The sequence below is a fragment of the Kluyvera sp. genome (assembly GCF_047971185.1).
In the GTDB taxonomy this organism is placed as follows: domain Bacteria; phylum Pseudomonadota; class Gammaproteobacteria; order Enterobacterales; family Enterobacteriaceae; genus Kluyvera.
This window is the reverse complement of the sequence record NZ_JBKDZH010000052.1, coordinates 69,720-95,728: the sequence shown is the minus strand read 5'-3', so window position 1 is coordinate 95,728 and position 26,009 is coordinate 69,720. Positions and strand designations below refer to the sequence as shown.

Annotated in this window: 25 protein-coding genes and 1 pseudogene; 7 read left to right on the top strand and 19 right to left on the bottom strand. The window is 55.1% G+C overall.

Going from position 1 to position 26,009, the window contains the following annotated elements:
* Window positions 1-2: 2 nt before the first annotated feature.
* Window positions 3-3,053, bottom strand: a complete 3,051-nt coding sequence (gene fdnG / locus ACK5JN_RS15370) for a formate dehydrogenase-N subunit alpha (RefSeq protein ID WP_416870969.1) — start codon at window positions 3,051-3,053, stop codon at window positions 3-5.
* 504 nt (window positions 3,054-3,557) lie between these two features.
* On the opposite strand from fdnG, the gene fdhD reads away from it, so the two are divergent.
* On the top strand, window positions 3,558-4,307 hold the full coding sequence (gene fdhD / locus ACK5JN_RS15365) for a formate dehydrogenase accessory sulfurtransferase FdhD (RefSeq protein ID WP_416870981.1): 750 nt from the start codon (window positions 3,558-3,560) through the stop codon (window positions 4,305-4,307).
* Here the strand turns inward: fdhD and ACK5JN_RS15360 are convergent.
* Entirely contained in the window at window positions 4,274-4,783 is a 510-nt protein-coding gene (locus tag ACK5JN_RS15360) for a YgjV family protein (RefSeq protein WP_416870968.1), read from the bottom strand. The genes fdhD and ACK5JN_RS15360 overlap by 34 nt on opposite strands.
* Before the next feature lie 58 nt (window positions 4,784-4,841).
* Entirely contained in the window at window positions 4,842-5,354 is a 513-nt protein-coding gene (locus tag ACK5JN_RS15355; protein WP_416870967.1) for a Crp/Fnr family transcriptional regulator, read from the bottom strand.
* Window positions 5,355-5,484: 130 nt separating this feature from the next.
* Between ACK5JN_RS15355 and ACK5JN_RS15350 the strand changes: the two genes are divergently transcribed.
* Window positions 5,485-5,697 (top strand): DUF1471 domain-containing protein, encoded by a 213-nt coding sequence (locus tag ACK5JN_RS15350; RefSeq protein WP_416870966.1) that lies wholly within the window; start codon window positions 5,485-5,487, stop codon window positions 5,695-5,697.
* Window positions 5,698-5,742: 45 nt separating this feature from the next.
* Here ACK5JN_RS15350 and ACK5JN_RS15345 read toward each other — a convergent pair whose 3' ends face one another.
* The 7 genes from ACK5JN_RS15345 to ACK5JN_RS15315 form a co-directional block, all read right to left on the bottom strand.
* Entirely contained in the window at window positions 5,743-6,819 is a 1,077-nt protein-coding gene (locus tag ACK5JN_RS15345) for a serine hydrolase domain-containing protein (RefSeq protein WP_416870965.1), read from the bottom strand.
* A 44-nt stretch (window positions 6,820-6,863) separates the two neighbouring features.
* A complete protein-coding gene (locus ACK5JN_RS15340; protein ID WP_416870964.1) occupies window positions 6,864-7,706 on the bottom strand; it encodes a PTS system mannose/fructose/sorbose family transporter subunit IID in 843 nt (280 codons plus the stop codon).
* On the bottom strand, window positions 7,699-8,499 hold the full coding sequence (locus ACK5JN_RS15335) for a PTS mannose/fructose/sorbose/N-acetylgalactosamine transporter subunit IIC (RefSeq protein WP_416870963.1): 801 nt from the start codon (window positions 8,497-8,499) through the stop codon (window positions 7,699-7,701). Before ACK5JN_RS15335 ends, ACK5JN_RS15340 begins: the two co-directional genes overlap by 8 nt.
* An 11-nt stretch (window positions 8,500-8,510) precedes the next feature.
* On the bottom strand, window positions 8,511-9,008 hold the full coding sequence (locus ACK5JN_RS15330; RefSeq protein ID WP_416870962.1) for a PTS system mannose/fructose/N-acetylgalactosamine-transporter subunit IIB: 498 nt from the start codon (window positions 9,006-9,008) through the stop codon (window positions 8,511-8,513).
* Window positions 9,009-9,020: 12 nt separating this feature from the next.
* On the bottom strand, window positions 9,021-10,199 hold the full coding sequence (locus ACK5JN_RS15325) for a glycoside hydrolase family 88 protein (RefSeq protein ID WP_416870961.1): 1,179 nt from the start codon (window positions 10,197-10,199) through the stop codon (window positions 9,021-9,023).
* Window positions 10,196-10,678 (bottom strand): PTS sugar transporter subunit IIA, encoded by a 483-nt coding sequence (locus ACK5JN_RS15320; protein WP_416870960.1) that lies wholly within the window; start codon window positions 10,676-10,678, stop codon window positions 10,196-10,198. The genes ACK5JN_RS15325 and ACK5JN_RS15320 overlap by 4 nt, the downstream gene beginning before the upstream one ends.
* 172 nt (window positions 10,679-10,850) lie before the next feature.
* Window positions 10,851-13,454 (bottom strand): sigma 54-interacting transcriptional regulator, encoded by a 2,604-nt coding sequence (locus ACK5JN_RS15315; protein ID WP_416870959.1) that lies wholly within the window; start codon window positions 13,452-13,454, stop codon window positions 10,851-10,853.
* Between the two features lie 325 nt (window positions 13,455-13,779).
* Here ACK5JN_RS15315 and ACK5JN_RS15310 point away from each other — a divergent pair, with 325 nt between their 5' ends.
* From ACK5JN_RS15310 to ACK5JN_RS15300, 3 genes and pseudogenes are all read left to right on the top strand, one after another.
* Complete coding sequence (locus ACK5JN_RS15310; RefSeq protein ID WP_416870958.1) at window positions 13,780-13,992, top strand: DUF1471 domain-containing protein; 213 nt, start codon at window positions 13,780-13,782, stop codon at window positions 13,990-13,992.
* Window positions 13,993-14,036: 44 nt separating this feature from the next.
* Window positions 14,037-14,192: pseudogene (locus tag ACK5JN_RS15305) on the top strand (AAA family ATPase); the annotation flags it as partial.
* A gap of 221 nt (window positions 14,193-14,413) precedes the next feature.
* Window positions 14,414-15,436 carry a YiiG family protein gene (locus tag ACK5JN_RS15300; protein WP_416870957.1) on the top strand — a complete coding sequence of 341 codons (1,023 nt, stop codon included), beginning with the start codon at window positions 14,414-14,416 and terminating at the stop codon, window positions 15,434-15,436.
* 39 nt (window positions 15,437-15,475) lie between these two features.
* Here ACK5JN_RS15300 and ACK5JN_RS15295 read toward each other — a convergent pair whose 3' ends face one another.
* Together ACK5JN_RS15295 and ACK5JN_RS15290 are read right to left on the bottom strand one after the other, a co-directional pair.
* On the bottom strand, window positions 15,476-15,799 hold the full coding sequence (locus ACK5JN_RS15295) for an AzlD domain-containing protein (protein WP_416870956.1): 324 nt from the start codon (window positions 15,797-15,799) through the stop codon (window positions 15,476-15,478).
* Window positions 15,799-16,449 (bottom strand): AzlC family ABC transporter permease, encoded by a 651-nt coding sequence (locus ACK5JN_RS15290; protein ID WP_416870980.1) that lies wholly within the window; start codon window positions 16,447-16,449, stop codon window positions 15,799-15,801. The genes ACK5JN_RS15295 and ACK5JN_RS15290 overlap by 1 nt, the downstream gene beginning before the upstream one ends.
* A gap of 114 nt (window positions 16,450-16,563) precedes the next feature.
* On the opposite strand from ACK5JN_RS15290, the gene ACK5JN_RS15285 reads away from it, so the two are divergent.
* Both ACK5JN_RS15285 and ACK5JN_RS15280 read left to right on the top strand, forming a co-directional pair.
* Complete coding sequence (locus tag ACK5JN_RS15285; protein ID WP_416870955.1) at window positions 16,564-17,112, top strand: helix-turn-helix domain-containing protein; 549 nt, start codon at window positions 16,564-16,566, stop codon at window positions 17,110-17,112.
* Window positions 17,113-17,471: 359 nt separating this feature from the next.
* Window positions 17,472-18,869, top strand: a complete 1,398-nt coding sequence (locus ACK5JN_RS15280) for a carbohydrate porin (RefSeq protein WP_416870954.1) — start codon at window positions 17,472-17,474, stop codon at window positions 18,867-18,869.
* 77 nt (window positions 18,870-18,946) lie between these two features.
* On the opposite strand, the gene rhaM is transcribed toward ACK5JN_RS15280, so the two are convergent.
* The 7 genes from rhaM to rhaD form a co-directional block, all read right to left on the bottom strand.
* Complete coding sequence (gene rhaM, locus ACK5JN_RS15275) at window positions 18,947-19,261, bottom strand: L-rhamnose mutarotase (protein ID WP_416870953.1); 315 nt, start codon at window positions 19,259-19,261, stop codon at window positions 18,947-18,949.
* Window positions 19,258-20,406, bottom strand: a complete 1,149-nt coding sequence (gene fucO / locus ACK5JN_RS15270) for a lactaldehyde reductase (protein WP_416870952.1) — start codon at window positions 20,404-20,406, stop codon at window positions 19,258-19,260. The genes rhaM and fucO overlap by 4 nt, the downstream gene beginning before the upstream one ends.
* Window positions 20,407-20,474: 68 nt before the next feature.
* Complete coding sequence (locus ACK5JN_RS15265) at window positions 20,475-21,479, bottom strand: ABC transporter permease (protein ID WP_416870951.1); 1,005 nt, start codon at window positions 21,477-21,479, stop codon at window positions 20,475-20,477.
* A complete protein-coding gene (locus ACK5JN_RS15260) occupies window positions 21,476-22,480 on the bottom strand; it encodes an ABC transporter permease (protein ID WP_416870950.1) in 1,005 nt (334 codons plus the stop codon). The genes ACK5JN_RS15265 and ACK5JN_RS15260 overlap by 4 nt, the downstream gene beginning before the upstream one ends.
* The gene (locus ACK5JN_RS15255; protein WP_416870949.1) at window positions 22,481-23,992 is read right to left on the bottom strand and encodes a sugar ABC transporter ATP-binding protein; all 1,512 of its coding nucleotides are present in this window, start codon (window positions 23,990-23,992) and stop codon (window positions 22,481-22,483) included. It lies immediately after the preceding gene.
* 84 nt (window positions 23,993-24,076) lie between these two features.
* A complete protein-coding gene (rhaS, locus tag ACK5JN_RS15250; protein ID WP_416870948.1) occupies window positions 24,077-25,063 on the bottom strand; it encodes a rhamnose ABC transporter substrate-binding protein in 987 nt (328 codons plus the stop codon).
* A 93-nt stretch (window positions 25,064-25,156) separates the two neighbouring features.
* Window positions 25,157-25,987: a rhamnulose-1-phosphate aldolase gene (rhaD, locus tag ACK5JN_RS15245; RefSeq protein WP_416870947.1), complete on the bottom strand. Its 831-nt coding sequence runs from the start codon at window positions 25,985-25,987 to the stop codon at window positions 25,157-25,159.
* Between the last annotated feature and the right edge of the window lie 22 nt (window positions 25,988-26,009).

The following is a 26,009-nucleotide window of genomic DNA, read 5'->3' as shown; positions in this document are numbered from 1 at the left end:
CGTTACACCTTTTCCACGTTCACGAGGAAGGACTTGAATTCCGGCGTCTGCGAGTTCGCATCGCCGACGGACGGTGTCAGGGTATTGGCAATAAACCCTTTCTTCGCCACGCCTTCATAGCCCCAGTGAATTGGAATGCCGATGGTATCGATATCCTTGCCGTCTACTTTCAGCGTGCGGATACGCTTAGTCACCACCGCCTTGGCCTTGATATAGCCGCGATTAGAGGAGACCTTCACGGTATCGCCATGGGCGATGCCGAGCTTATCCGCCAGCTTCTCACCGATCTCCACAAACTGTTCCGGCTGGGCGATGGCGTTAAGCAGCGCATGCTTGGTCCAGTAGTGGAAGTGCTCGGTCAGACGGTAGGTGGTACCGACGTACGGGAACTTATCTGCTTTACCCAACGCTTCCTTGTCGCCTTTAAAGATACGGGCGGCAGGGTTGGAGATGACGTTCGGGTGCAGCGGGTTGGTACCCAATGGCGTTTCAAACGGCTCGTAGTGTTCCGGGAATGGACCTTCCGCCATCTTATCGAGGGCAAACAGGCGACCCATCCCTTCCGGCTGCATGATAAACGGCCCGACGTTGGTGCCCGGCGCGGCGGTGCTGTAGTCTGGTATATCCACGCCGCCCCATTTCGCGCCGTCCCATTTCAGGAGCTGACGCTTCGGATCCCACGGGTTGCCCTGCGGGTCTGCGGAAGCACGGTTATACAGAATGCGGCGGTTGAGCGGCCACGCCCAGGCCCAGCCCAGCGTATTGCCCAGGCCGGATGGATCGGCGTTATCACGACGCGCCATCTGGTTGCCTTCCGGCGTCCAGCTACCGGCGAAGATCCAGCAGCCGCTGGCGGTGGTGCCGTCGTCGCGCAGTTGAGCAAACGAGCTGAGCTGCTGGCCTTTCTTGACGAGAACCGCACCGGTGGCCGGGTCGATGATATCGGCCAGCGCTTTACCGTTGTTTTCCATCGCCACTTCCTCAGACGCGGGTTCATCCGGCGTTGAGTAGTTCCAGCTCATGTTCAGCACCGCTTCAGGCACCGGGCCACCCTCTTCGGCATACATCTTGCGCAGGCGCAGGAAGATACCGGCAAGGATTTCGCCATCGGTGACCGCATGCCCCGGGGCGTCCGCGCCTTTCCAGTGCCACTGCAGCCAGCGCCCAGAGTTAACGATAGAACCGTTCTCTTCCGCGAAGCAGGTGGACGGTAAACGGAACACTTCGGTCTGGATTTTTGACGGATCGACATCGTTCGACTCGCCGTGGTTCTGCCAGAAGGTTGCCGTTTCGGTATTCAGCGGATCGATGGTCACCAGGTACTTCAGCTTAGAAAGCGCGGCGACCGTTTTGTTTTTGTTCGGGAATGAGGCCACCGGGTTAAAGCCCTGGCAGATATAGCCGTTGACCTTGCCCTCGTTCATCATCTCGAAGTACTGCAGGACGTCGTACCCTTTATCCCACTTCGGCAGCCAGTCAAAGCCCCAGCTGTTTTCCGCCGTCGCTTTATCGCCGTAGAAGGTCTTCATCATCGAGACGAAGAATTTCGGGTAGTTACCCCAGTAGTTAACCTGGCCTTCCAGCAGCGGTTTTGGCGTGTTGGCGGTCAGATAGGTTTGCAGATCGGCCTGTTTCTCGCTGGGCAGCGTCATATAGCCCGGCAGGCTGGTGGACAGCAGGCCGAGGTCGGTCAGACCCTGGATGTTGGAGTGGCCGCGCAGGGCGTTAACGCCGCCGCCCGCCATGCCCATGTTGCCGAGCAGCAGCTGAATCATCGCCATGGTACGGATGTTTTGCGAACCGATGGAGTGCTGTGTCCAGCCCAGTGCATAGAGGAACGACGCGGTTTTGTCGTGCGCGCTGGTTTCGGCGATGTATTCGCAGACTTTGAGGAAGTCGGCCTTCGGCGTACCGCAAATTTTCTCAACCATCTCCGGCGTGTAGCGGGAAATATGCTGCTTCAGCAGATTCCACACGCAGCGTGGATGGGTGAGGGTGGTATCGCGTTTGGCGTGACCGTTCTCATCCAGCTCGTAGTTCCAGGAGGTCTTATCGTACTTGCGTGCTTCCGGGTCATAGCCGCTAAACAGGCCGTCGTCGAAGCTAAAATCTTCACGAACGATCAGACTGGCGTTAGTGTAGGCTTCGGTGTACTCGCGGTTGAACTTTTCGTTGTTCAACAGGTACAGCATGACGCCTGACAGGAAGGTAATGTCAGTACCGGAGCGAATAGGGGCGTAGAAATCCGCCACCGACGCGGTACGCGTAAAGCGGGGATCGATAACAATCAGCTTCGCGCCGTTATGGATTTTGGCTTCCATCGCCCAGCGGAATCCCACCGGATGCGCTTCTGCCGCGTTCCCACCCATCACAACGATGAGGTTGGCGTTCTTGATGTCGACCCAGTGGTTGGTCATCGCACCGCGACCAAATGTTGGAGCAAGACTTGCTACCGTTGGTCCGTGTCAGACACGCGCCTGGTTGTCGACCGCGAGCATACCGAGCGCGCGAGTGAATTTTTGCGTTAAAAAACCGGTTTCGTTACTGGACGCCGAAGCGCACAGCATACCTGTCGTCAGCCAGCGGTTAACGGTGGTGCCGGCATCGTTTTTCTCGATGAAGTTGGCGTCACGGTCGGCCTTCATCAGCTTCGCGATGCGATCAAACGCTTCATCCCAGCTGATTTGCTGCCATTTATCGGAGCCTGGCGCGCGGTATTCAGGATACTTAAGACGGCTCTCTGAGTGGATAAAGTCCACCAGACCAGCGCCTTTCGGGCACAGTGCGCCGCGGTTAACCGGGTGATCCGGATCCCCTTCGATGTGGAAAATCGAGGCTTTCGCGTTTTTTGCGCCGTCGCCGAGGCTATACATTAAAAGCCCACAGCCGACAGAGCAGTAAGTGCAGGTGTTACGGGTCTCACGGGTGCGCAGCAATTTATACTGCCGTGTTTCCGCGAGTGCGATGCTCGGGGCAAAGCCCAGTGCTGCCGCCGTGGTTCCTGCCATACCGCCAGCGCAGATCTTAAAGAACTGCCTTCTGCTGACCTGCATGGTTCACTCCTTGTTTCGACATTGTCATTGCTTGTAGTTGTTCTTCGCCAAAGCCTGGCAAAGATGCTGAATAATGCGATGCCCTCAATTCCTGGAGGGCTTTGAATCAGAATACCACAATATCGGTAGGCTTGTTCCAACGCGGTTAACGGCAGGTGAATTGATTTTGTATGCATTAACATCGAACCGTGATATCGATCACAATTACAGCTAAATGAAATCCCGGTTTGTCGCGGCGTTTATGAGTTTAACCATTAAGGGTTACTTATGGTTTTAGCCGCCGATTTGTAGCCATAGTGGCGAAATAAATGGTGGTTGTGCGTTATTGCACCACAAACTTGATCCATAATAAGCCTCAATTCCCTCATGTTGTGATGGAATAGACGTCCCTTATTTTTTACGCCGTTCAGAGTATTTGCCGTGTTTAATGTTAAAGATGAAGCCGAGCCCTCGTTGCAGCTGGTTGGCGCAGCGGAGCGTACCGTCTTCAGAAGGCCACAGATTATGCAACCGACACAGGATATTCTTGCTGAAGAAGTTCCCGTTGCGCTGGTCTACAACGGCATTTCGCACGTGGTGATGATGGCGACGCCAAAAGATCTGGAAGCGTTTGCCATCGGCTTTTCTCTGTCGGAAGGCATCATTGAACATCCCCGGGAAATCTTCGGGATGGATGTCGTTCCCGCCTGTAACGGTATGGAGGTTCGCATCGAGCTTTCCAGCCGCCGCTTTATGGGGCTAAAAGAGCGTCGTCGCGCGCTGGCTGGGCGCACGGGCTGCGGCGTGTGCGGCGTTGAGCAGCTTAACGATATTGGCAGGCCGATAAAACCGCTGCCCTTTAGCCAGACGTTCGATCTGGCTCATCTCGATTACGCGCTCAGGCATTTAGATGACGTCCAGCCTGTTGGCCGTGAAACGGGCTGTACGCACGCGGCGGCATGGATTATGCCCTCCGGCGAGCTGGTGGGCGGCCATGAAGATGTCGGTCGTCACGTGGCGCTGGATAAACTGCTGGGGCGCCGCGCGAAAGAAGGCGCGCTGTGGCAGCAGGGGGCCGCGCTGGTTTCCAGCCGCGCCAGCTATGAAATGGTGCAGAAGTCCGCGATGTGCGGCGTCGAAATTCTGTTCGCCGTCTCTGCCGCCACAACGCTGGCGGTTGAAGTGGCCGATCGCTGCAACCTCACGCTGGTGGGGTTCTGTAAGCCGGGAAGAGCGACGATTTATACCCATCCTGAGCGTCTGGTGGTAGCGTGATGGCGCCAGGCGGCCAGCGCAATGCTGCCTGAAAACGCTATCTCCATAACAATGGCCACCGGCGAGCCGACAATCATATTGTTCAGCACCCAGCAAAGGCTGCCGCACAGCGTGTATACGCGCAGTTTACCGGTTTTCCCCTGAAAAGAGGCGAAGGTCATCAGCAGGCTGCCGGCCAGCGGTAACAGGTTGCTCAGCCCCTGCCAGTAATAGGCGCTGCAGATTACCGATACCGCCATAAATAACCACATTACCCATCGATGCCGCGTCAGGATGGCCACCGCAAAGCGACAGGCGGCAATCGCCATCAATCCGGCGGCAACGGGCTGCTGTAAAAGATAAAAATGGAGCGCCAGCAGGCTGGTTGAGCAAGCGAGCACGCTTAAGGTTATCGCCCGGCGGCGGAAGTGGAAGGCGGAAATATCCAGCATAAAGCTGATACCTGCGAGGACCTGGGAAATCAGAAATGCAGTCATAACGGACGCCATACGCGAATGAATGACGGAACAATAGGCGAAGCACTCGGTGCTGGCGTTAACCTTTGTTAAGACGCTGGCGAATTCGTGAGAGGCTGACGGGCGTAATTCCGATATAGCTGGCGAGATCCCGCTGCGTGAGCTGCGCTTCCCAGTCCGGGAACTGAGTCTGGACATACTGATAGCGCTGCTCTGGTGTATTGAGCAGCAGCATCTGTTCCTTTTTTTCTTTGTAGATAACTTGCTGAATCAGCAACTGCATTTTGAGATCCTGATTGTCAGCGGCATCCAGAAAGGCGAGCGGAATTTCGCTTATCTCGCCTGCCGTGACCATCTGCAGGCTGTAATCCGCCGGGGTTGCCGTTAGCCAGTTCAGATAGAGAAAGCAGCACTCACCGGGAAAATAGAACTCTTTCACGCGCTCCGTACCCCGCGCGGAATGATAAACGGCGCGCACAACGCCATGATGCAAATAGTAAAACTGGCTTTGTATCTCGCCTTGATGCAGCAGCCAGGCTCCTGCGGGCAGCGGCTTCTTATGACTCGCCTGTAACCTCTGCTTAAGCTGCATATTTTTATCTCAAAAAAATTGAAAGACAAATGCAAATCATTCCGCTTTTAGTTGATGGAGATGTGACCTAATATTTATCACATCAAGGCAACTCGCCTTATCCAAACAACTAAGTTAAAGGGTTTACATCATGAAAAGCATCAAAACTTTTGTCGCAGTTATCGCTTTTTCCGCTTCTTTCGGTTCCTTCGCCGCTCAGACAGTCACCGCCACCGCCTCAACCATTGACGGCGCGGAAGCGAAAATCGCCGCACAGGCTGAGCAAGCGGGCGCCAGCTCCTACAAAATTACCCAGGCTTACACCGGTAACCGCGTGCATATGACCGCAGAACTGACCAAATAAGCTATCTGCTACTGTCGAAAGAGCGCCCTTGGGGCGCTTTTTTCGTTACTGGGTCGCGAGCGCCTCGCGAATAGCTGGAATAAGCTGCGGTCCAGCATAAAAACTATTAAAACCTGTTTTGTGTGCCACCGACAGATTCACTTTTGCCAATATTACGCCATAGCTATTATTGGTCTTATCAATCCAGGGATAGCTGCCCGCCCAACCTGGGCTACTGATGAGTAGCGGACGGCCCTGGTTGTCGACCTGTTCCCGCCATTCGCCAAGTCCATAGATATCATTCCGGGCTTGTCCCCGAACATCCTGCACATAGCGATTGACCGCGCCAGGCAATATTTTAGCGCCCTGGATCTGATCGCTCTGCATCATGGTAATCGCTGCTGTGCTCAGAATTCGCCGACCTTCAAATTGCCCATTATGGGCAATCATCTGGAGAAAGCGTCGATAGTCTGCAAGCGTTGTTCTTGCGCCGCCGGCGAGCATTGGGCTAAATCCTTGCTCCTCGCTCACCGGGGTGAATCCGGTGTGGGTCATACCGAGTGGTTGGGCAATACGTTCCTGAAACAGAGATTCCCACGATTTTCCGCTGGCGACTTCAGCCATGCGCCCAGCCACCTGCATCGCGAGTCCACCATAATTGAATGTCGTGCCTGGTGGGTTCATGGATGGCAGGGGTAAAATATGAGCAACGGATTCTTTTAGTGTTTGATAGTGATCTTCTGGCTTATTGGCAGGCTGATAGTCTGGGTAGCCTGAGGTATGTGAAAAGAGTTGGCGTAGGGTGGCATCACCTTTGGAATCGGTAAAAGCAGGTAACCACTTTCTGACCGGATCGTCCCAGGAAAGAACGCCGTCATCAACGAGAGAGGCGATAGTTGCGGCAGCCAGCCATTTCCCTGCCGAAGCAATATGAACCTCAGTCTGTGATGTGTAGCCGCCGTAATATTTCTCAAAAATGGGCTTATCATCTTTAACGATAATAATCGCCGCGCCTGAGTAGTTGTGTTGGGCGACCCAGGACGCGATTTGATGATCGATTACTGCCATTTTGTCTTGCTTTGCCATGCTGCTCAGGCTTGTGAGAGCCAACGCTAACGCACAACAGGTGAGCGCTTTCTTCATTGGATATCCTGTTGTTAACAGGCCCCCAATAATGGGGGCCGCGGTTAAATAATCCCAACGCCTGCAGCCGCAAAGCCAAAGACAATCAGCATAATCAGCACCTTGTTGGGACTTACCTTTTTATTCAACAGCTTCAGGCAGCCCAACACCAGCAGCAGCGGAATCAGCCCGACGCAGATTTTGTCGAGGATTTCCTGCAACACGAACGGTTGCCCGGCGATGGTGGTTTTAAAGGTGGTGGTAAATTTCACCATGCTGGCGCTCATCGCGCCCACCATCATCAGGCCCATCATGGCCGAGGCTTTGGTGATGCAGGAGAGCAGGCCAGACTGCGTGGCTTCGGCGATGTACTTCGAGCCCAGTCGGTAGCCCATGACCCCGCCGTAGTAGCGCAACAGGTAGCTTGGGATGTTGTAAATCAGCAGGAACAGCAGCGGCCCCAGTGGGTTCCCCTGTGATGCCAGGCCAATGGCAATCCCGGTGGCGATAATGCGTAGCACGCCGTAGAAGAACGAGTCGCCGACGCCTGCAAACGGCCCCATTAAGGCCACTTTGATACCGTTAATACTGGAGGTATCAAAATTTGGGTTGGTAGCGTTCTCTTTTTCCATCGACAGCGTCAGGCCCATAATAAACGGCGCCAGATGCTGGTTGGTATTAAAGAACTGGCTGTTGCGCTTCAGCGACTCAAGATAGCCGTGCGGGTTGCCAGTATAAATTTTCTTGAGCAGCGGCGCCAGAATCCAGCCATAGCTCAGGCCCTCCATGCGGGTGAAGTTCATCGAGCCCAGCAGCTGGAACTGGCGGAAGAACAGTTGGCGGAACATCTTTTTCTCGCCCTTGCTGTCGTCATGCGCGCTCGCCGCGCTGTTGTGGATATCAGTCATTGAAGAATCCATCCTTATCGTCAACCGATGCGGTTGCCGGCGTTGCGGCATTTTTATTGGCTTTCAACTGGTTGAATTCGTTGAAGCAGAGGTAAACGGCAACGGAAGCGGCAATAATCGCGATACCCATAATCGGCAGTTGCAGATAGGCCGCCATAGCGAAGCCGATAAAGAAGAACGCGGCAATATTTCGGTTCCACAGCGCTTTCAACAAGATGGCGAAGCCCAGCGCAGGCAGAATGCCGCCTACCGCCGTCATCCCGCGCATGACGGTATCCGGAATGCTCTCCACCAGGCTGCGGATCACGTCGGTGCCGAATAGAATGCCGAAGAAGGCCAGCACCGCGAACGGCACGCCGTAAAACATCGTCATCCCGAGCGTGATGCCGAGCGCGGCGCGATCGCGCCCTTCCTCAAGCAAGGCATCATATTTTTCGACCAGCGCGGTATAAACCAGCTTCAGCACCTGGTAAACAAACACCGCCAGCAGGCTGATCGGCAGCGCCAGCGCGACGGCGACAGCCGGTTCCGCTTTCGTCAAAATAGTAAAGGCGGTTGCCAGAACCGAACCCACCGCCAGATCGGCAGGCACCGAGCCGCCAATGGTGATGGTGCCAAGGAAAATCAGCTCCAGCGTGGCGCCAATAATGATGCCCTGCTGAAAATCGCCCAGCACGAAGCCAACCATCGCGCCGCAGATCAGCGGGCGTTCGATTAATGGTTGGCCGAGCGTATGGTCGGCGAACTTGGCGATATACATCACCAATGCGACAAGTAATGCAGACGTTAACATAGCGACCTCGCTTAGCTGGCGGCATTATCCAGCATCTCAATCAGGTTTTTCACCGGATGAGACGGTAGGACCTGGTATTCGACCTTCACGCCGCGATCGGCGATGGCATGAAAATCAGCCACATCTTCCGGCGTAACATAGACGGTGTCGCTGATGCGCTTTTTCGCCGCCAGGTTGTCGGTAATACGCCCGAAGTTAGCGACGTTCAGCGTCTTAATACCGGGAACCTGCTCAACCAGACGACGCGCGTCGGCGGCGTTGTTAACGATCACCATAATTTTCATGGCCTCGGAGCGCGGGTCGTTGAGGATATCGCCCGCGTCTGTAACCGCCATGATGGCGCACTTCGCGGTATCGGGTGCCGCCATACGCAGCGACATCTTCTGCACTTCGTTATTCACTATCTGATCGTTGGCGACCAGAATGCGGTTTACGCCGAGATGCTTGGTCCAGACTACGGCTACCTGGCCGTGAATCAGGCGGTCGTCAATTCGTACTAAAGAAATCATGTGTAGCTCCAGTTAGCAAAAGTAGGGTGTCCAGACGCGGGAAAGGCGAACCAGGGCTTCGAAATAGAAGTAATCGCCCCAGAGGTTGGGTTCGTTAATGCCCATGTTGCGGCCAAAGTTATAAACGCCTTCACGCAGCAGGCCGTCCTGCGTGTGGGCAAAATAGTGCTCGCGCAAATTACGCATCATCAGTTCGATAGCGTTGCCGTAAGCGGGACGTAGCGGGTCGGTCAGCGGCAGCAGCGTCAGCAGCTCCGCGAGGCCACAGGCGGCGACCGCCGCAGCGGAGGTATCGTGCAGGGCGTTGTCCTGCGGGGTGAATATCAGATCCCAGTAGCAGACAAAATCTTCCGGCAGACGGTTGAGAAAATAGTGCGCCAGCTTGCGTGCCAGCTCGGGCTGGGTAATATCGCCGGTATGGCGGAAGCCCAGCGCAAAGCCGTAAATCCCCCAGGCCTGGCCGCGTGCCCAGCAGGAGCTATCGCTAAAGCCCTGATGAGTATCGCCACGCAGCGGCTGGCCGCTGTGCACGTCCATGTAGAAGGTATGGAAGCTGGAGCCATCGTCGCGTACCAGATAGCGTGCCGCCTGCGCCAGATGCTGCATCGCCGCTTCGCGCCACGCGGCGTTGCCCGTTTCGTCGGCGGCCCAGAACAGCAGCGGGACGTTGAGATTGCAGTCGATAATCATGCGCCCCTGACGCGCCGGGTCGTTAAGATCGCCCCAGGCCTGAATGACGCCCGCGGTGGCGTTAAAGCGACGATACAGCAGCTCTGCGGCGCGTAGAGCCAGACCGCGAGCGCGCAGGTTGCCGGTGAGCTTCCACGCGTTAACGCAGGAGAGCAAATAGAGAAAACCCAGGTCGTGGGTATCGACTTTAATTTGCTTATCAAGGCGCTCTTCAAAACTGTCGAGCAGACCCTCTGCCACCGTGCGGTATTTATCATCGCCGGTGACTTCCCAGGCCAGCCACAGCATGCCGGTCCAGAATCCTTCGGTCCAGTCGACCTTCTCTACTGCCGGGTAGTGACCATCAGTCGCGCTGGCTGCGGGAAAAGTCATGGTAAAACGCGGCATCATCTCGTCAACTTTGGCAAGCACTTCGCGGAGTGCTTCGCTCAGCCAGCGCGAGTCTAAACCCGGCTGTGGCGCAAGATAGCGGCTGTCGAGCGTTTCCAGCGCAACGGTCATGGCTGTGTCTCCGCGGCAAAAAAGTCGTCGATATCATCGTCAACGGCTGGCTGTATGGTCTGGCGAGCGGCGATAATTTCTGGCTGCACGTTCATGTACTGCATCGCGCCGCTGGCGGCGGTGATGGCATCCTGCAGGCGTGATGGAGTATCGGTATGCTCCGAGAGACAGAACTCCATCAGCATAATCAGATTGGCGCCGCTAATAACATGAACATGCGGGTATTTGATCAGCATCTGTACGGCGGTGTTGTTGACGCTCCCGCCGGGCATATCGGTAAACAGCACCAGCTCTTTTCCCCGGCTGGCCGCCTGTTGGGCGATGGCCTCAAAGCGCACCGCCAGTTCGGCCGTGGAGCCAATCTCGCCGCAGTAGGCGCAGATGGGCGTTATGCCGTGATCGTCGCCAACCAACAGATTCAGCGCTGAGATAATCCCTTCCGCGTAACGGCCGTGGGTTGCGATGTACATCTCTCGCATTGCACATTCCTTCATTTTTTCGGTAACTGTTGGGGATATTGCAACCGCCGTGCCATGTTTTTATCTACATGATTTAAATGATAAATAATGTAGTGTCTGTACCTGTTTGTTGTGTTGGAAGCGGCAATAAGGCAAGTGTCGAAGCGTCTGCCAGCCGGTGCTGGCAGAGCGTTTAGTTGCGGGGATCGGCGGCAATCCACGGTTCCATAATTTCATAGATCATCAGCACCTCGGTGAGCGGTAGCGTGATGTTGTACTTACGGTTGAGCGCCTGGAAGAAGGTGTCATGGACCGCGACAAAAGCCTGCTGATCGAGCGTGAGTTCCGCCTCTTCGCGATGACGGACGCCGTTGTTGACCATCACGCGTTCAATCATCAGCGCAATATGCATAAACAGGTTGATACGCAGGTAGCTCTCAAAATGAATTTTGTAGAACGCCTCGTACTGTTTAATCACCGCCTCCACCTCGTCGATAATCACCACCGGGTTGAGGAAGTTCAGGCGGCTGGCGACGCCCTCGACGGTAAACAGTTTCACCACTTCTTCGACCATTGGCTCCAGCCCGCCCTCCATCAACAGGCCGTTGAAGTAGTCGCGCTTCAGCACCTGGGTTTTTTCTTTGATCAGCTGTTCAACGCTAATCAGCGGGATATAGCCCGCTTCAAGATCCGTGGTGGTGATGATCAGCCGCGTGCCGTTCAGCGCCGGGTCGGCGCGGGCGATTTTCCACTTCAGATCGTCATATTCCATTGTAAGGATGTCGATCTCTTCCTGTGCCAGGTAGCGCTGGACAATGTCCTTCAGCTTGCGCGATATCCCTTCGCCAGAAATGCAGGAGATGATGATTTTATTGCCCGGTAACATGCCGGCGTAATAGCGCGTTTCGACGTCATACGCCCCCTTTGCGCCCTCGATAATCGCCTCCATCGGCAGCTTATCCTGGATTTTTGCCGCGATATCCAGCGCCATGGCGGTGCTGACGTTGTTAATCACCAGCAGCTCGCCGTGGAGATGCAGCTTAATCTCCTCGTAGATCTCCTTGAGCGAGCCCATATCCACCAGGATGATCAGCCCGGCCCCTTGCTTGAGGCGAGATAGATGGGCGATCAGCAGATCGATAATCTCGCGCGTGGAGGTGGCGTTGGGCATATCAAAGGCTTTGAAGTAGTAACCGCCGGTTAGCTGGTTAGCAATGCCGGCGATGCTGGACGCGGTCGAACGCCCGTGTGAGACGATAATGCCCTGAATGGGCGAGTCTTCTCCGGCCAGCGAATGGAAGGTGCAGCTCAGTAAAGGAAGCAGCAGCGGCAAAGGCGTATGGACCACGTGTTTCGCCAGCAGACTGATACACTCTTCCGCCAGCAGGCGCGCCTTGCCGGAGACATAGTCGGCGATGGTCTGGAGCTCATCGACTTGTTCAGACTGCTGCGGGGTGTGCAGCGCGTAGGTCAGGCACAGCCAGATAGCCTTGCGGATTTCCTGCCCGCAGGGCACGCCGGTCAGGTTTTCCAGCTCATTGACGGCGTGCATGGTGTTCTGCCAGAGGTAGCCGCTATACAGCTTCTCCTGAGAGACGACGCCGTTCACGGTGGTGAGCAGGTGTTCCATTTTCCGATTCAGCAGCATGATATTGCCGCTATGGCAAAACTCGCGAAAAATGACGTCGTCATGCATGGCTTTGGGCAGCAGCGCGTGAATATCCGGCTCGCTTGCCTGCTTAGTGGCTGAAACAACCAGCGTTTCCCCGCCGGGATGCGCGCCATGTAACGTGATGACATCCGCCTCGCGGTTATCGCTCCACGCGCTGGCGCACATCACTTTGACCTGATTTTTCAGCTCGCCAATATTGCCGCGCACCGGTGAGGTAACAAGCTGGTGCATGAGTTGATTATCCAGATGAATATCCCTGCGCAGGCTTATCGCCTCCTGACGCAGAAACTGATTCACCTGGTCAATTCGCTCGGTCAACGGACGTGAAATAAAATTGGGGAGCGTCACCCGCACCGGTATACGGCGGCGGAAAGTGTTGAGCAGTACCGTGTCGATATTTTCCGTGGTGGCAAAGATAAAACGCAGCGAAGCCGGGTGGCGGGTGCGGTTATCGCCCAGCCGGTAGAAATAGCCTTTATCCATAAACAGGAACAGCTTCTCCTGATTCTCTGCGGAGAGTCGATGCACTTCATCCAGGAACAGAAAACCTCCGTCGGCGTCGTCAAACGCGCCGCGTTTATCGCGATCGGCACCGGTGAATGCGCCGCGGGTATAGCCAAAAAGCGTGGCGGAAAGCAGCTCGGGGTTATTGGCATAGTCGGCGCAGTTAAGCTCGACGAAAGGTTTATCGGCGGCGATGGCGCCGCGCTCTAAGGCGTATTGATAGATAAGCGAGGCGAGATGGCTTTTACCGACGCCGCTTTCCCCCGAGAGTAAAATGGGCAATCCGTCTCCCGGGTAGTCAACCGCCGAGCGGCACAGCGCGACGGCTTCGCTCAGGCTACCCTGTGCGCCGATCAAATGCATAAACGCATCGGCCATTTTCGACACTAGCCGGGACGGCGGTGACGTTGGCGTGCCGTTACGCTGCACAAAAAAGCGTACTGGTCGGGTATTTTCCTTACTCAGGCGACCGTCATCGCAGAGCCTGTTCAGATAATGACTAATGACACTGCGGTTTACCTGCATGAAGTCTGCGCAGTCCTGAGCCGTGAATCCAGAAGGGCTTTCCGCATAATGGGTCAGTATTTTATGGAACAGTTTTTCTTTTGCTGACAGCGCCATTTTTCAATGTCCTGCATAGAGTAGAAAATAGCGTCGAAATTAATTGGACACTAGACACTAATAATATTATTAGACACTTAATACTTTCCTCGCTTATTCAGCAAAGTAAAACCCTGTTTTAATCGGAATGTGATCGCGATCGACCGTTGTTTTTATTGCGGAAAAGTTTAGGGAAATGGCCGTAATGAATGGGGTAAATGTAATTCAGAAAATTTGACTAATGACGACAAATTTGTCCGCTTTTAGCTGATCGAGATGTGACCTGTTATTTATCACATCAAGGCAAATCGCCTTATCCAGACAACTAAATTAAAGGGTTTATATCATGAAAAGCATCAAAACTTTTGTCGCAGTTATGACTCTCGCCGCTTCTTTCGGTTCATTCGCTGCTCAGACCGTGACCGCAACCGCCGCGACGATTGACGGCGCCGAAGCGAAAATTGCCGCCCAGGCGGAACAGGCGGGTGCCAGTTCTTACAAAATTACCCAGGCTTACACCGGTAACCGCGTACATATGACCGCTGAACTGACCAAATAAGCCAGCCGTTACTGTCGAAAGAGCGCCCAAGGGGCGCTTTTTTCGTTTGGTCGATAGTCGGGCAATCCCCCGCCAGTTGCGTCTGGCGGATTGATGCCTGGTTTGGCTTTCAGCCGCGGGAAATGCTGCCGTGCCTGGTACAACAGGCGGGGATAGAGAAAGCCCTGGAGGTGTGGAATGACATTCCCCCAGAACTGGCCGCGCTGCTGTCTGATGTCGCTTCGCTTATCAATCGACTTTATTTATTAATAACTCATATTTATTTTTCAGGCGAGTCGTTGCTGTTACACGGCGGTATACACGTGAATTTATTTTTTTTCAGCCATCTGAGCGCCCCAGGGGCGCTTTTTTCTATTTCTGACCATGGGGAGTTATTCTATAATGTTTTAACTTCGGTTGTTAATATATAGGGAATAAATGCATGAAAAGGAATTTATTATCTGTGTTAATTGGTTGTTCATTATTACTTTCACTTTCAGCTTGTGATGATAAGAAACCAGCAGAAGATAAAACGGCATCACAACAGGCCGAACAATCTCAAGTACAGCCGGCTTCATCAACGGAAAGCCGTGATGAGATAGCTCAGGGCGATACCGAACAAACTAAGATGAGTGTTTATATCGAATGTTATAACGAAGTCGATGCTGATATTTATCGTGCTGTTGATGGTTATGCCGACTGGGTTGAGGATATGGAAAACGGTCCAACGGGAACTGAAGAGGATGCGGACGATGGCATATCGGCTGTGACGGCTAATGTTGCAGAATGCAAAGCCAGAATAGCAAAGGTTGCTTCGTTAAAGCCCGCACTTGAACCTATTGATAAACTCGCGGTGTCTTATATTAATTCTTCTGTTGTTATGGCTAATATAATAAATGAAATGAATAAATATTATGAGCAGCAGGATTATAAAGATGATAATTTTGTCAAAGCGAAAGCGTTACATACTCAATTTATGGCCGCATTTAGCGAATTTAAGCCCGCATCAGATGCGTATGCTGATGCTATTCATGAAATAAATGATCGTCGTCAGGCCGAACAACTGAAGAATATAGAAGCAAAAGAGGGCAAGTCGTATGATTATTACGCGCTCTCGATTATGTTAACCAGCAAAAAATTGAACAGAATTCTCGAGTCGGAAAAATTTGATACCGATAGCGCCATGAAAGAAGTACAGGCCCTTAGCGATCAAATCACCCAGTTAGGTACGAAGAAAGAAGAGGCGGAGAAAGGACCCCGGATGCGGTTGCTACGGATGCCCACCTTCATAGAGGCTGCGGAAAAATATCAGCTTGCGGTGAAAAAACGCATTCGCCATGTCCGGGATAATGTTCCTTATACGGGGGATATGGAAGGTGCTCCACAGATGGTTGATGGTCGTTATGAGAACGTGATGGCAATGTATAACCTTATGGTAAATTGGTTCAACGCCATGTACGACTAACCGCGTTACACGCTGAAGCAGCGCCCAAGGGGCGCTTTTTTAGTTTATGCCGGCCAGGCGTAGTAATGCGGTAACGATCGCGGCGGCAATAATCACGACGATTAACGGTGCCTTGCGCCAGGCAAGAAAAACCGCAAAACCCACGCCCAGCACTCGCGCCATCCCGGCGAAATGTTCACCTTCATAAAACGTCGTGGCCAGCGCGACGGAAAAGAGAAGCACCGTCGCGGCATCGGAAAGCAGCGCCTGTGAGCGTTCGGAAAACGCCAGCCGGTTTCCTAGTTTTGCGCCGCCCAGGCGCATCAGGTAGGTACCGATGGAGAGAATGGCAATCCCGGCGAGAAACAGCGTCATATTACCCATTATTTTTTCCTCGCCAGCAGGCCAAACAGGGAAAGCAGCACCGGCAGGCCGACCGGTGCAAAAGGCACCGAAGCCAGCGACAGCGCCGCGCCGCTGCAGGCACGCATCAGCGTGGTGCGGTTCTTAAACGCAGGGATCACTAATGCCAGCAGAATGGCCGGGAATACGGCATCGAGGCCAATCGTTTCCGGTGCGGGAAGCAGTTTGCCGACCGCTGCACCGAGCAGCGTTCCCAGCGGCCAGAAAAGGGCTACACCCATACCGCACAGCCAGAATGCGGCTTTCCGCTGCTCTGGGGTAGGCTGCGAAAGGCCAAACACCACGCTCTCATCATTCATGATATGGCAACCGAGAAAACTGGCCGCGCGGTGGCCCACCAGGTCGCGTACAGTGACCCCGAAAGGAATATGTCGCGCGTTAACCAGCAGACCTGCCGCCGCCGCCGCTAACGGGTTACCGCCGCTGGCGACGATACCGATAAACATAAATTCAGAGGCACCCGCCAGCACGGAAATAGAAAGCAGCAGCGGCACCCACAGCGGGAAACCGTACGCCATCGCCAGCGAGCCGTAGGATACCGCCACGACGCCCACCGCCAGGCAAACCAGAAAGATAGCCTTAATCGTGCTTCCTTTCAGGCAGGAGAACATTTTCAGAGACATGTAAATTTACCAGATCGAACACTATATCCATTATAATGAACGAATCAGTGTGGTAGTTCAAGGCGAACGATACGTTCGATATATAAAACGATGGAGTTGTGTATGACACAGCCAATCAGCGTGATTGCCAAAAGCCTGGTGCGCGAGCGGGCGAGAACCGGCCTCTCTCTGGCCGAAATCGCCCGCCGTGCCGGGATTGCTAAATCGACGCTGTCACAGCTTGAAGCGGGTAACGGTAACCCGAGCCTGGAGACCCTGTGGGCGCTTTGCGTTGCGCTGGATATCCCTTTTGCGCGTCTGCTGGAGCCGCAGCCGAATAAAACGCAGGTCATTCGCTTGGGTGAGGGCACCAAAGTGATCGCCGAGCTGGCGCACTATCAGGCGACGCTGCTCGCCGCTTGCCCACCGGGCGCACGTCGCGATATCTACCTGCTGACGACGCAGCCGGGCGCCGATCGCCTCTCGGAACCGCATCCGCCCGGTTCCGTTGAGCATATTATTGTGACCCAGGGGAGAGCGCTGGTCGGTCTCACCTCCGCACCGGAAGAGCTGAACGCCGGGGATTACATTTGTTACCCCGCCGATGAACCACATCTGTTTAAAGCACTTGAGCCGGATACCATGGCGATTCTGGTGGCTGAGCAAAATTAAACGTTAAAAGATGCAGTAATATATACGCTACTGCATCTTTCTTTAATTTCTATATTGTCTTCATAATATTATATTTGTATTGGTCTTTTTATTTAATTAATTTCATTTATATCTTTCGGGCTAATTTCCGTTTTATCACCTTTCAGTGTTACCTCGCTCACGATCTTTAAACAACGACGATTTACGCGCTAAACATTATTAGCTAGTGTTCTTCTGCCTGTAAGGGAATGTATCTTTTTTTAGCTTGTTATTCCGTTGAATAGGTAAAGTATAAAAATATATTCATCGCTGCTATACAAATGCGCACGAAATCTCTTTTGAGGTTTCCAGGTTATTCTTTATTTCAAGGAAAGCGAATAATGAAGAAATCGACGTTAGCGATTGCTATTGGATTATTATTAGTGGCCAATACCGGTTTTGCTAAAACAACAAAAATGACGTTGGAACAGCGGCTGGAACAGTTAGAATCGCGTCTGGAAGCGGCAGAAAGTCGCGCCGACCAGGCGGAGCAAAAAGTTCAGGATCTGCAGGTACAGCAGGCTGCTGAAATTAAAGAAATGAAAGCTGCCCAGGGTAATACGCCGGTGAATGGCCAAACCCCAGCGGAAGAAACCAAAAAGAACCTCACCACGCCTAACCTGGTGTTGTCGGGGTATGGCGATCTGAAAATCTACGGCGACGTAGAATTCAACATGGATGCTGAAAGTCGTCGCGGTACGCTGACCAAGCTTAATGAAGATCGTTCTACCGAACAGTGGGATATGGACGGTCGTATCCTGATTGGCTTTGACGGTATCCGTAAGATGGATAACGGCCAGTTTGCCGGTTTCTCCATCCAGCCGCTGGCCGATATGTATGGCACCATGAACCTCGATGATGCGCGCTTTAACTTCGGCCAGGAAAATGACTGGAAAATTGAAGTGGGCCGTTTTGAAGCCGCTGATATGTTCCCGCTGAATCAGGATACCTTCGTTGAGCACTCGGGTAATACCGCTAACGATCTGTACACCGACGGCCAGGGTTATATCTATATGATGAAAGAAGGTCGTGGTCGTTCCGATGCGGGCGGCAACTTCCTGATGAGTAAGCAGATTGATAACTGGTACTTCGAGCTGAACTCGCTGATTGAAGATGGTACGACGCTATTTTCTGATAGTGATAACGACAATATTAACGGCCGTGCTTACCACGGTCGCGAGATGGAAAAAGAGAAGAACGTTGTTTATCTGCGCCCGGTAGTGAACTGGAAGCCAACGTCTGAGCTCTCCTTCTCCGCGGCGATGGAATCTAACGTGGTCAACAATGCTTACGGTTATACCAATAGCAAAGGTGAGTTTGTCGATCAGTCCGACCGTACCGGCTATGGCTTAACCATGACCTGGGATAACACCAAAACCGATCCGGAAAATGGTGTGGTATTTAACCTGAATACCGCCTATTTAGACGCGAATAACGAAGATGACTTCACCGCTGCTACCAATATCTGGTGGAGAAATATCGAGCTGGGTTATATTTACGCGCATAACAAAATTAGTGAATTCGAGGATGTTGTCTGCGAAAACGACTGCATTATTCAGGAAGAAGGCACCTACGATATTCATACCGTTCATGCTTCATACTGGATTAAGAACGTAATGAATATGGAAAACTTTAATATTTATCTGGGTACCTACTACTCTAAAATCCAGAGCGATCAGAAAATTTCCTCTGACGACGATCGCTACGGCGCGCGCGTTCGCTTCAAATACTACTTCTAAAAATACGAAAGGCCTCTGTAAACAGAGGCCTTTTTTGATTGTAGGCCGGAGCATCCGGCCTACAGGACAATCATTATTTATTCCAGGTAAAACACTTCTTTCAGCTCTGCGCTTACCGGGCTGTTATCCGGATTTGACGGCATCACGTCGGTCATGTGTTTCCACCAACGCTGGCACACGTCGGTATTCGCCACCGCGTTCCAGCGCTCTTCAGACTCAATTTCTACCGTAGCGAACAGCAGATTGCGCGCTTCATCGAGATAAATCGCGTAATGATGCGCGCCGTGAGATTTCAGTACGGCTTCCAGCTCCGGCCAGATAGGGCTGTGGCGACGCTGGTACTCTTCGTGTGCGTTGGCGTTAACCTGCATCACAAAGGCTTTACGGATCATAATGCCTCCAGGTACAGCTCGCGAACTTCATCGCGGCTGGCGGTACGCGGGTTGCACGGTGCGCAGGGGTCAGCCAGCGCTTTATCCAGCCACCCTTCGATGTCTTCTTTGGTGACGCCCAGTTTACTGAATCCTTCCGGAATGCCAACGCGGGCGCTCAGTTTACGGATGGCGTTGATGGCTTCCATACTGGCCGCTTCGTCGCTCATACCGCGGGTATCGACGCCCATCGCCTGCGCGACGCGGGCAAAACGCGCTACCGCGTTCGGGCGGTTAAAGTTTTCGATGATCGGCAGCAGGATGGCGTTGCACACGCCGTGCGGCAGATTGTGGGTCGCACCCGGCTGATGCGCCAGCGCGTGGACCAGGCCCAGACCGGCACTGTTGAACGCCATGCCCGCCAGATACTGGCCGAAAGCCATCTGCTCGCGCGCTTCCAGGTTGTGGCCGTCGTCGACCGCTTTTGGCAGCCACAGGGTAATCAGACGAATGGCTTCCAGCGCGTTAGCGTCGGTCAACGGATGCGCCCCGACGGAAACGTAGGCTTCCACCGCGTGGGTCAGCGCGTCCATCCCGGTCGCCGCGGTGACGGAGGCCGGGATATCCAGCATCACGCTGGCATCGTCAACGGCGATATCCGGGATGATGTTGGAATCGATAATGACCTCTTTCACCTGACGCGCGGAGTCGATGATCACTGCGTTGCTGGTCATCTCCGCCGCGGTGCCCGCGGTGGTGTTGATCGCAACCAGATGCACGCCAGCGTTCAGCACTTTGCCGACGCCGGAGTATGCGGTAGACGGGCCAGGGTTAGCGGTCAGAATTTTGATCGCTTTCGCGGTGTCGATCGGGCTGCCGCCGCCGAAGGCGATGATGTAATCGCAGGCTTCGGCCTGGTACGCCGCATAGCCTTTCTGCACCAGCTCTTCGGTCGGGTTCGGGAACACTTCATCGAACAGGTGATAAGACATGTTATGCGCGTCAAGCGCGGTAAACAGGCTGTCCAGCAGACCCAGTTTTACCAGCTGGCCGTCGGTGACGATCAGCGCCTTGCCCCATTGCTTACCGGCAACCAGGTTAACCATATCCCCAATGGCGCCCGCGCCGTGCAGGCTGATTTTTGGCAGTGCTAACATAAAGCTCATGGTGTATCTCCTTGATACCTATTTTGTTTAATCCTGTTTGCCCCTCATCCTGTGGGGGAGGGGCGAATTCAAATGCGTCGTCGCTGGATCAGCCGGCGAGTTATAATCGGCAGCGAGATCACCACGATCAGCATCGCGCCGATGATGATCGACATCACGATGCCGGGGACGTTAAGCAGGCTCAGGCCGAAGGTGACCAGTCCCATCAGAAAGGCCGCGATAATTACGCCGACCATGCTGCCGGAGCCGCCCAGAATATTGATGCCGCCGAGCACCGCCATGGTGACCACCGCCAGCTCCCAGCCCATGGCGATCGTCGGACGGGTACTGCCAAGGCGCGAGGTCAGCAGCACCGCCGCCAGACCGGACATCAGCCCGACCAGCGCGAACAGCATCAGGTTGTGGCGCTTGACGTTAATGCCGGAATACCAGGCGCCGGTCGGGTTATTGCCGATGGCGTAGGTACGGCGGCCAAAGTTGGTTTTGTGCAGCAGGAAGGCAAACAGCGCGGCCAGCACGATGAACAGTGCGAACTCAAACGATAGCGCCCCCCACACGTAGCCCTGGCCGAACCAGGCGAAGCTCTCCGGGTATTTATTCAACGCCTGGTCGCCGAGCAAAATATAGGTAATGCCGCGGTACAGGCTCATGGTGCCGATGGTGATCACGATGGACGACAGGTTAAAACGCGTCACCAGCCAGCCGTTGAATAGCCCGCACAGCAGCCCGACGCCCAGCCCGACGCACACCAGCAGCGGCGTATCCACGCCGGCGACGGCGCAGAAGCCCATCAGCGTCGAGCTCAGGGCGATGGTGGAGGCGACGGAAAGGTCGATTTCCCGGGCGATAATCAGCATCGCCATCGGCAGCACGATGATCGCCTTCTCGGTGAAGTTGAAGGTGGCGTCCGACAGGTTCCAGATATTGAGGAAATAGGGCGAGGCCAGCGCGTTGATCACAAACACCAGCAGGGTGACCGCCAGCAGAAAGCCTTCCCAGCACAGCAGCCGTTTAAACATCGACGGCGCTGCGGCTTGCGCATTAATCTCTTCAGGCATCAGTATTTTACTCATGAGCGCACCGCCTGTTTTTGTCGGGCCAGCGCGGCGTCGCGCAGAATCAGTCGGCCTTTGCGTTTATTACCGCGTTCGTTGAGCAGCACGGCGATCACAATCACCGCCCCGGAAATCGCCATTTGCCAGAACGGCGAAATGCCGATCACCGGCAGCGCGTTGTTGATGATGCCGAGGAACAGCGCGCCGCACAGGCAGCCGAGCACCCGCCCGGTGCCGCCCATGGTGCTGATGCCGCCAATCACGCAGGCGGCGACCACCTGCAATTCGAAGCCGTTAGCCACGTCGACATAGGCGACGGCGAAGCGCGAGATCCACAAATAGCCGCAGAACCCGGCCAGCGCGCCGGAGAGGCAGAAGCTGACGAACTGCATTTTCCCGGCGTTGATGCCGGTGTAGTACGCGGCGGTGGCGTTGCCCCCGGCGGTGTACAGTGCGCGCCCGGTGCGGCTAAAGCGCAGGAAGTAGCCGACCAGCAGCAGCGCGGCGACGGCGAACCAGCTCAGCACCGGCAGGCCCAGCAGCGACGTGCGCGGTAGGCCAAGGAAATCCGCGCCCATCTGGTGCGAGTTCACCCAGCCGCCGTCGGAGAGCAGGAAGATAATCCCGCGATAGATGCTCATGGTGCCAAGCGTCACCACAATCGCCGGAATACCGAGCTTCCACACCAGCAGGCCGTTAATCATTCCCATCACCAAGCCCAGCACGGTGGCCAGCAGCAGCAGCGCCCAGACCGGAATCGCCGGATAGTGGAAGTTAAGCAGGGCGACGATCATCCCGGTGAGCGCCAGGTTGGCGGCCATGGAGAGGTCGATACCTTTGGTCAGCAGCACCATCATCTGCCCCAGCGCGAGGATGATTAAGATGGCGGTATCGTTAAACATTTCCACCAGGTTGCCCGGCGACACAAACGACGGCACGCGGCTACCGATTGCCGCCACCATCACGATAATGACGCCCGCGAGCAGCGCTTCACGATGTTTAAATAAGGATTGCCACATTTATGCTGCCTCCTTACCCGCGCCGCTGGCGGCGCTGACGATGGTTTCCGCGGTGGCTTCACCGGCCTGATATTCGGCGACCATTAACCCTTCATGCATGACGATAATGCGGTCGGCCATGCCCATCACTTCCGGCAGCTCCGACGACACCATAATCACCGCCAGCCCCTGCGCGACCAGCTCGGACATAAACTGGTGCACCGCGGCCTTAGAGCCGATATCAATGCCTTTCGTCGGCTCATCGAGAATGATGACGTCCGGATGCGTTGCCAGCCATTTGCCGATCACCACCTTCTGCTGGTTGCCGCCGGAGAGCGTCTCCACCGGCTGACGCCAGCTAAAGGCCTTCACCTGCAAGCGGCGGGCATACTCGTCAGCCAGCTGCCATTCCCGCGCGTCGTTCAGCACGCCGCCTGGGTTAAGTTTGCTAAGCTGCGGCAGGCTGATGTTTTGGGCGATCGGCAGTTCGATAATCGCCCCCTGCTTTTGTCGCTCTTCCGGCACGCAGACAATCCCGGCCTGAATCGCGTCGGCGGGCTGGCGGAAATGCATCGCCTGGCCGTTCAGAATGATCTCGCCGGATGAAGGATGCGAGACGCCGGAGAGCGCCTGCATCAGCTCGGTACGCCCGGCGCCGACCAGGCCATAGAAGCCGAGGATTTCTCCTTTGCGCAGGCTGAAGTTGATATGGGCGAACTCGGTGGGGTGGCACAGGTCGTTCACCTCCAGCACCACCGCGCCTTTATCGCAGTCGACTTTCGGGTAGGTTTGAGTGATCGCCCGGCCCACCATCATGGAGAAGATGCGTTCTTCGGTGATGTCGCTAATCTCACCGGAGCCAACGTACACGCCGTCGCGCAAAATGGTGTAGTGGTCCGCCAGCTCGAAGATTTCATCAAACTTGTGCGAGATAAACAGAATGGCTTTGCCTTCCTGCTTTAAGCGCTCAACAATTTGATAAAACTCCATAATTTCATGCTGAGAGAGGGCCGCGGTCGGTTCATCGAGGATCACCACCTGCGCCTCGAACGACAGCGCGCGGGCGATAGCGACCATATGGCGCTGGGCGATACTCAGCGTTTTCAGCACCGCGCGCGGGTCAATCTGCACGTCGAGGCGGGTCAGGATCGCCTGCGCCTTCTGGTGCATAGCGGGCCAGTCAAGCTTCTTCAGCCAGCCTTTGTAGAGGTACTGGCCGACAAAAATATTCTCGGTGACCGACAGTTCGTCGAACAGCACGGTCTCCTGATGGATGGCGGTGATCCCGACCTTGTGCGCGGAGTCCGGCGTCGGCAGGGAAATGGGGATGGCTTTGTAGAGGATCTCGCCCGCTTCGGGCTGATAGATGCCGGTCATCACTTTAACCAGCGTGGACTTGCCCGCGCCGTTTTCGCCAATTAAGGCGGTGACTTTGCCGGGCCAGAGATCGAGCTGTACGTTTTCAAGGGCGCGCACGCCGGGGAAGACTTTGGTGATCCCCTTAAGCTGCAGCAGCGGAGTGGATGCGGTCATGATAGTTCTCCGGAGAATTTCCCCTCACCGCCTCTCGCATTCGCCCTCTTCCTATCAGGAAGAGGGCGGGTGAGGGTCGATGGATTAGAAAATCTTCGAGAACTTATCAATATTGCTGGCATCGTAAACGAACGGCTCGGCCATTGCGCCGCTACCGTCGGCATCCAGCTTCACTTTACCCAGCTTACCCATGCTGGCTTCGGTTTTTGTTGCGGTGCCCTTCACCAGATCGTCGGCCAGATAGGTCGCCGCATAGCCCAGATCGATCGGGTTCCAGATGGCGAAGCTCTTGCTGGCACCGGACTTAATCGCCCCGGCCATTTCCGACGGCAGCCCCAGCCCGGTCACGTAGACCTTGCCGATTTTGCCCTGATCCTTCACCGCCTGCGCGGCGGCGACAATGCCGACGGATGACGGGGAGACGATCACTTTCAGGTCCGGGTAGGATTTCAGCAGGGCCACCGCTTCGCGGTAGCTCTTATCGGAAAGGTCGTCGCCGTAAGCGACGGTCACCAGATTGATGGACGGGTAGTTCGGCAGCACTTTTTTCATCTCGCCAATCCAGATGTTCTGGTTGGTCGAGGTTGGCGTGGCGCTGAGAATAGCGACGTCGCCTTTCTCGACGTTCAGCGCTTTCAATGCGTCGGCGGCCAGCTTGACGTTGGTCTCGCCAATCAGTTGGTTGTTCGACGGGTTCAGGTGAATCTGACGCCCGCCGGCGGCCACGCCGGAATCCCATGAGACGACCTTAATGCCGCGCTGCATGGCTTTTTTCAGCACCGGCACCACCGCGTCGGGATCGTTGGCGGAAATCGCGATCGCATCGACGCCCTGGGCGATCAGCCCGTTGAGCACTTCGATCTGCGCTTCAGCCGTGGTGGTGGTGGGGCCGGTATAGATGACTTTGACATCGCCTAACTCTTTGGCAGCCTCCTGTGCGCCAACGTTCGCAGCTTCAAAGAAGCCATTACCTAAGGACTTCGCCACGAGGGCAATTTTCACTTCAGCTAATGCGGAACCGGACAACGCCAGGGCGGCAACGGTGAGGATAAAGCTTGCTTTTATTTTCATTGCTTGTACTCCACGGTTTTTGAGTTAGTAGGTTTGCAGGTAACAGAATTTTTTCCCCTGCGGATCGTTGCCCGCAGGGGTTATGCGATGTTCTTACTTGTACAGATTTAATGCGCTGGCCATCGGAGTCACGCCGAAACGCTGGCCGAGGGCGATCAGTTCTTGCTGGGTGATGGTCTGCTTCATGCCGCCCATCGAGTACACCTTCACCAGCACTTCTGCTGATTTTTCGGCGGTATCAATCAGGCCAAAGGCTTCGTCGAGCGTCGGGCCGCTGCCGAAGACGCCGTGGAACGGCCACAGCACCAGTGAATGCTGCTGCATCGCCACGGCGGTGGCCTGGCCGATCTCGTCGGTGCCCGGCACCATCCACGGCAGAATGCCGACGCCGTCCGGGAAGACCACCAGACACTCGGTGCTGCCTTCCCACAGTTTGCGGGTGATCAGCGCGCTGTCGTTTTCCAGCACGTAGGTCAGGGCGATCAGGTTGGTCGCGTGGCAGTGCATGATGACGCGGTCTTTACCGCCGGTCAGCTTGATACGTTCACAGTGTGACAGGAAATGCGCCGGCAGCTCGGAAGTCGGCACCGCTTCGTGAGTCAGGCCCCACAAAATGTGATAGCCCGCGCCGTCGCTATCGACTTTCACCACGCCAAGGTTGGCGGACGGGTCGAGCTGCACGTTGCGGAAGAATTTGCCGGAACCGGTGACGATAAACGGGGTGTTCGCCAGCATCGGCATCGGCTGGCTCAGGGCGATATAGCGCGGCTCGGCGTGGAAATCGGCGGTGAACGGGGCGATATCGGCTTCGTCCAGACGCAGGGTCAGGTTGCCGCCGTTACGTTCGTCCCAGCCTTTTAACCAGGCGTCGGAGGTGGCTTTGATCATGCCCTGGACGAACCAGGAGTCGATAATAGTCTGCATAGTCTTGTGGTTCCTGTTGTAT

Excerpts from the sequence above, each read along its gene's own strand:
- fdhD (WP_416870981.1), top strand. The coding sequence starts at position 3,558 with ATGCAACCGACACAGGATATTCTTGCTGAAGAAGTTCCCGTTGCGCTG.
- ACK5JN_RS15360 (WP_416870968.1), bottom strand. The coding sequence starts at position 4,783 with ATGACTGCATTTCTGATTTCCCAGGTCCTCGCAGGTATCAGCTTTATG.
- ACK5JN_RS15355 (WP_416870967.1), bottom strand. The coding sequence starts at position 5,354 with ATGCAGCTTAAGCAGAGGTTACAGGCGAGTCATAAGAAGCCGCTGCCC.
- ACK5JN_RS15350 (WP_416870966.1), top strand. The coding sequence starts at position 5,485 with ATGAAAAGCATCAAAACTTTTGTCGCAGTTATCGCTTTTTCCGCTTCT.
- ACK5JN_RS15345 (WP_416870965.1), bottom strand. The coding sequence starts at position 6,819 with ATGAAGAAAGCGCTCACCTGTTGTGCGTTAGCGTTGGCTCTCACAAGC.
- ACK5JN_RS15340 (WP_416870964.1), bottom strand. The coding sequence starts at position 7,706 with ATGACTGATATCCACAACAGCGCGGCGAGCGCGCATGACGACAGCAAG.
- ACK5JN_RS15335 (WP_416870963.1), bottom strand. The coding sequence starts at position 8,499 with ATGTTAACGTCTGCATTACTTGTCGCATTGGTGATGTATATCGCCAAG.
- ACK5JN_RS15330 (WP_416870962.1), bottom strand. The coding sequence starts at position 9,008 with ATGATTTCTTTAGTACGAATTGACGACCGCCTGATTCACGGCCAGGTA.
- ACK5JN_RS15325 (WP_416870961.1), bottom strand. The coding sequence starts at position 10,199 with ATGACCGTTGCGCTGGAAACGCTCGACAGCCGCTATCTTGCGCCACAG.
- ACK5JN_RS15320 (WP_416870960.1), bottom strand. The coding sequence starts at position 10,678 with ATGCGAGAGATGTACATCGCAACCCACGGCCGTTACGCGGAAGGGATT.
- ACK5JN_RS15315 (WP_416870959.1), bottom strand. The coding sequence starts at position 13,454 with ATGGCGCTGTCAGCAAAAGAAAAACTGTTCCATAAAATACTGACCCAT.
- ACK5JN_RS15310 (WP_416870958.1), top strand. The coding sequence starts at position 13,780 with ATGAAAAGCATCAAAACTTTTGTCGCAGTTATGACTCTCGCCGCTTCT.
- ACK5JN_RS15300 (WP_416870957.1), top strand. The coding sequence starts at position 14,414 with ATGAAAAGGAATTTATTATCTGTGTTAATTGGTTGTTCATTATTACTT.
- ACK5JN_RS15295 (WP_416870956.1), bottom strand. The coding sequence starts at position 15,799 with ATGGGTAATATGACGCTGTTTCTCGCCGGGATTGCCATTCTCTCCATC.
- ACK5JN_RS15290 (WP_416870980.1), bottom strand. The coding sequence starts at position 16,449 with ATGTTCTCCTGCCTGAAAGGAAGCACGATTAAGGCTATCTTTCTGGTT.
- ACK5JN_RS15285 (WP_416870955.1), top strand. The coding sequence starts at position 16,564 with ATGACACAGCCAATCAGCGTGATTGCCAAAAGCCTGGTGCGCGAGCGG.
- ACK5JN_RS15280 (WP_416870954.1), top strand. The coding sequence starts at position 17,472 with ATGAAGAAATCGACGTTAGCGATTGCTATTGGATTATTATTAGTGGCC.
- rhaM (WP_416870953.1), bottom strand. The coding sequence starts at position 19,261 with ATGATCCGTAAAGCCTTTGTGATGCAGGTTAACGCCAACGCACACGAA.
- fucO (WP_416870952.1), bottom strand. The coding sequence starts at position 20,406 with ATGAGCTTTATGTTAGCACTGCCAAAAATCAGCCTGCACGGCGCGGGC.
- ACK5JN_RS15265 (WP_416870951.1), bottom strand. The coding sequence starts at position 21,479 with ATGAGTAAAATACTGATGCCTGAAGAGATTAATGCGCAAGCCGCAGCG.
- ACK5JN_RS15260 (WP_416870950.1), bottom strand. The coding sequence starts at position 22,480 with ATGTGGCAATCCTTATTTAAACATCGTGAAGCGCTGCTCGCGGGCGTC.
- ACK5JN_RS15255 (WP_416870949.1), bottom strand. The coding sequence starts at position 23,992 with ATGACCGCATCCACTCCGCTGCTGCAGCTTAAGGGGATCACCAAAGTC.
- rhaS (WP_416870948.1), bottom strand. The coding sequence starts at position 25,063 with ATGAAAATAAAAGCAAGCTTTATCCTCACCGTTGCCGCCCTGGCGTTG.
- rhaD (WP_416870947.1), bottom strand. The coding sequence starts at position 25,987 with ATGCAGACTATTATCGACTCCTGGTTCGTCCAGGGCATGATCAAAGCC.